This is a genomic window from Nitrososphaera sp., from assembly GCF_037447015.1.
Lineage (GTDB): Archaea > Thermoproteota > Nitrososphaeria > Nitrososphaerales > Nitrososphaeraceae > Nitrososphaera.
This window is the reverse complement of sequence record NZ_JBBIHK010000018.1, coordinates 35,577-38,700: the sequence shown is the minus strand read 5'-3', so window position 1 is coordinate 38,700 and position 3,124 is coordinate 35,577. Positions and strand designations below refer to the sequence as shown.

5 protein-coding genes are annotated in these 3,124 nt (G+C 55.4%); 4 read left to right on the top strand and 1 reads right to left on the bottom strand.

The window, feature by feature from the left end; all coding sequences use genetic code 11:
* Positions 1 to 125 precede the first annotated feature (125 nt).
* From WKI84_RS08005 to WKI84_RS07990, 4 genes are all read left to right on the top strand, one after another.
* A complete protein-coding gene (locus WKI84_RS08005; RefSeq protein ID WP_337863015.1) occupies positions 126 to 536 on the top strand; it encodes a hypothetical protein in 411 nt (136 codons plus the stop codon).
* A 186-nt stretch (positions 537 to 722) separates the two neighbouring features.
* Positions 723 to 1,490 carry a prepilin peptidase gene (locus WKI84_RS08000; protein WP_337863018.1) on the top strand — a complete coding sequence of 256 codons (768 nt, stop codon included), beginning with the start codon at positions 723 to 725 and terminating at the stop codon, positions 1,488 to 1,490.
* A gap of 97 nt (positions 1,491 to 1,587) precedes the next feature.
* On the top strand, positions 1,588 to 1,719 hold the full coding sequence (locus tag WKI84_RS07995) for a hypothetical protein (protein WP_337863014.1): 132 nt from the start codon (positions 1,588 to 1,590) through the stop codon (positions 1,717 to 1,719).
* 125 nt (positions 1,720 to 1,844) lie between these two features.
* Complete coding sequence (locus WKI84_RS07990; RefSeq protein ID WP_337863013.1) at positions 1,845 to 2,696, top strand: helix-turn-helix domain-containing protein; 852 nt, start codon at positions 1,845 to 1,847, stop codon at positions 2,694 to 2,696.
* Positions 2,697 to 2,728: 32 nt separating this feature from the next.
* Here WKI84_RS07990 and WKI84_RS07985 read toward each other — a convergent pair whose 3' ends face one another.
* Positions 2,729 to 3,097 carry a hypothetical protein gene (locus WKI84_RS07985; RefSeq protein WP_337863012.1) on the bottom strand — a complete coding sequence of 123 codons (369 nt, stop codon included), beginning with the start codon at positions 3,095 to 3,097 and terminating at the stop codon, positions 2,729 to 2,731.
* Positions 3,098 to 3,124 lie beyond the last annotated feature (27 nt).

Sequence of the window (3,124 nt, the reverse complement as noted above, 5' to 3'; positions counted from 1 at the left end):
CGTCCGCCGTGGAACAAATATATCCATATAGCCTTCCTCTCCTTTCAAGATCCATTGGTAAAAGATACCCTCTTTCCTCCCGCATCTGCTTCGAAAGCTGGAGGCATAAAGATCGGGCAGGGACCATGAACGCTCCCTCCTCTTCCTCTTCTTCGTCGTTCGAAGAAAGGTCGTTCCAGCTGTGCAAAGACATACTGGAGCTTGATGCGGCCGTGGTCTATTCCTGCCTCGTAGACAACGTGGGCAACGTCATTGCGGCAGAACACAGGGACGAGGCGCCTTTTCTTGAAAGGAGAGAGGTCGAGCAATACGTGCTGCGGATGACGATTGCCGCGGCCCTCTTTTCCAACGAGTCCCGGATGGGCGAAATGCAGTATTCCATCACGTACCGGGAAAATGTCGCCCAGCTTATCGTGCCGGCCTCTGCGGGCAGCCACAGGCTGTTCTTTTTGCTGCTTGTAAAGAGGGACTCGGACACCGGCCTTCTTGTGGACGAAAAGCTGATCCCTTTTATAGCACGCTCGGCAGTCCTCTGAATTCCGCCGGCGGTTATTGCGGCAGAGCGCATGGCCTGCAGCAGCGTATGCACCTTGCCGCAATAGTGTCGCCGCCCGAGCCGCCGCGGCATGGTATATGATGTATGTCAAACCCGGGCCGTACTTGCCCTTATCAGGCAAAATAGCTGCCTGCATCACGGACAGGAAAAGAGGGCCTTGTTCCCGGTGGATTTCTTTGAATTTGGGCGCATGTGCGCGGCGCTTGTCATGCTCGGCGTTGCGGCCGCCCTTGACATGCGGAGCCGGCAGGTGGACGACCGGCTGTGGATGGTCTTTGCCGCAGTTGCGGCCGCGCTCTACTTTTTCGATTTTGCCAGCCTTGACCCTGTAGCAGTCGCCCTGTCAGTCGGCCTTGGCGGAGGAGCCGGCTACCTCCTGTACAGGACGGGCCTGTTTGGAGGCGCAGACGCCCTTGCGCTTGCGGTCCTGTCGGCCATCCTGCCCACCTACGACGGCAGATTTGTCATAGCCGCCGCTGTGGCGGCGGGAGGGAACGCTCCGCTGGTCCACAGCATCGTCCCGCTGATGGTGCTTTCAAACGCGATCCTGCTCTCGCTTGTCCGGATCTTTGCAAACGTTGCAAGGAACGCCCAGTACAGCTTTAGGCACCCTGCAGGGCTCTTTGCAGGGCTGGAACAAGAGTCGGCAGGAAGAAAGGCACTTGCAGTCATGCTTGGCCACCGCTCGGATGGCTCGGGGTTTGGCTTCCTGATGGAAACCCGGGAGGGCAAGGGGAGCACAAGGAGGTTCGACTTTACGCTGAAAAATGCAGAGGAGACGCCCTTTGAATCCAGAAAAGGCGTCTGGGTCATGCCTGGCATCCCGTTCCTCCTCTACATGCTTGCCGGCCTTGCGGCAATGATCTTTGTCGGCGACCTTGCATACATGCTCATTTCGTCCACGGCCGCGGCCGGAGGGTTGTTGCCGCAATAGCGACGGCAATAATGTACGACCAAGATGCTGCCTGCTGCAAGTCCCGGCTTTTACACACAAACGCTGTATTAACCAGCCTGCGTATACGACTGTGCAGATGAAAATCAAAGGCAGGCAATGCTGCATGTGCAACAACGTGGCGCTGATCTTTCAGGACGGCAAGGACTATTGCATCAAGTGCCGGCGGCAGGTGGGGCCGCTAAAGATGCCGGTAGAATTCTACAATTGACGTTATTCTCGTCCTTTTTGCCTGGCAAGGTTTTTCCAGAGCCCTGATTTCTGCACTGAATCTACAGAGAGATATTTAAATACAACTTTAAATACATCCGTCGCCAATTGAAACGTTATCTGAAAATGAGTTCAATTTCCCAGATCTGGTCATTTCTGGAGAAATTTGGCGTGCGCATGGACGATCCGCAGGTTTACAAGGCTTATGACGGCATACTCAACGGCCTGCAGGAGATGGGGCTGTCTTCCAAGGAAGCCAGGATCCTGCTTTATCTGGTTACCCGCAAGCAGGCAACCGCCGTAGACATTTCAAAGCACAACGACATTGGCAGGACGGAGACGTACAACCACATCACCAGCCTGATGAGCAGGGGCCTGGTGTTCTCCAACTTTGGCAGGCCGCAGAAATATTACGCTTTGCCGCTCGACAAGGCCATAGACCACCTGGTAGAGACGCGCCGCGAGGCGCTCCAGCACCTCCTGGCGGCCAAGGAAGAGTACTGCAAGATGATAGAGAAGGCTTCAAGCAGCATGTCTCTGTCCAACGTCGAGGAAAAGAACAGCTACCAGATCCTGAGCGGCAAGAACGCCCTGTCGTCGACCATAAAGAGGATAACCCTTGGCGCCAAGGAGGAGATCATCCTGCTTTTGAACGAAAAGACCTTTGTGGACCTCTACCACGCAGGCATCATGGACGACGTCGCCTCGATGGCAAAGAGGGGCATAGCCGTCCGCCTCCAGACGTCGTACAAGAACACGCAAGAGTATGCCGGCGGCACAAGGCAGGCAGTTGGCAACAACAAAATCGTAATAGAAAGCATCGAAGAAAAGATGGTCAATTTCGTGCTTGTCGATAACAAGGAGATAGTGGTGATGCTGCTCGACGGCAAGCCGGAAAAGTCAAAGCTCCACGGCTTTTACACCAACAACCTCCCCATCATCAGCGTCTTCAAGGCGTTTTTCGAGAAAAGCGGCTGATCAACCAACAGCGGCCGGCTTGAAAGTTGTCGTCACGCCTTGGGCAGGTACTGGGCTATCCTCGGGTCGTGGCATACCGCCAGATCCTGCTGCGATTCGATGCAGCTCTGGACTATGAGCTCTATGGACCCTTGGCACAGTTCTGCGTAACTGGGGTCTGAGCAGCGCTCCAGCTCGTCAGACGCCTGCGCGTTGTACATCAGGGATAGCGCCTCCTCCGGGTTGCTCTTTGCCAGGGCCCCCGACACATAGAGGTCGTTTTCAGCAGGCATGGCAACAAGCGGGCCGGTGGCGCCATACATGCCCGAAAGCTCGGCCTTGAACTGGCTTGCAATGATGAACATAGGTATCCCTATGACGACGACTGCCACAAGGACCCCAAGGCGTATCTCGTCCACCATTGTATGTATGCTATTATACAAACAGGC

Excerpts from the sequence above, each read along its gene's own strand:
- WKI84_RS07990 (WP_337863013.1), top strand. The coding sequence starts at position 1,845 with ATGAGTTCAATTTCCCAGATCTGGTCATTTCTGGAGAAATTTGGCGTG.
- WKI84_RS07995 (WP_337863014.1), top strand. The coding sequence starts at position 1,588 with ATGAAAATCAAAGGCAGGCAATGCTGCATGTGCAACAACGTGGCGCTG.
- WKI84_RS08005 (WP_337863015.1), top strand. The coding sequence starts at position 126 with ATGAACGCTCCCTCCTCTTCCTCTTCTTCGTCGTTCGAAGAAAGGTCG.
- WKI84_RS07985 (WP_337863012.1), bottom strand. The coding sequence starts at position 3,097 with ATGGTGGACGAGATACGCCTTGGGGTCCTTGTGGCAGTCGTCGTCATA.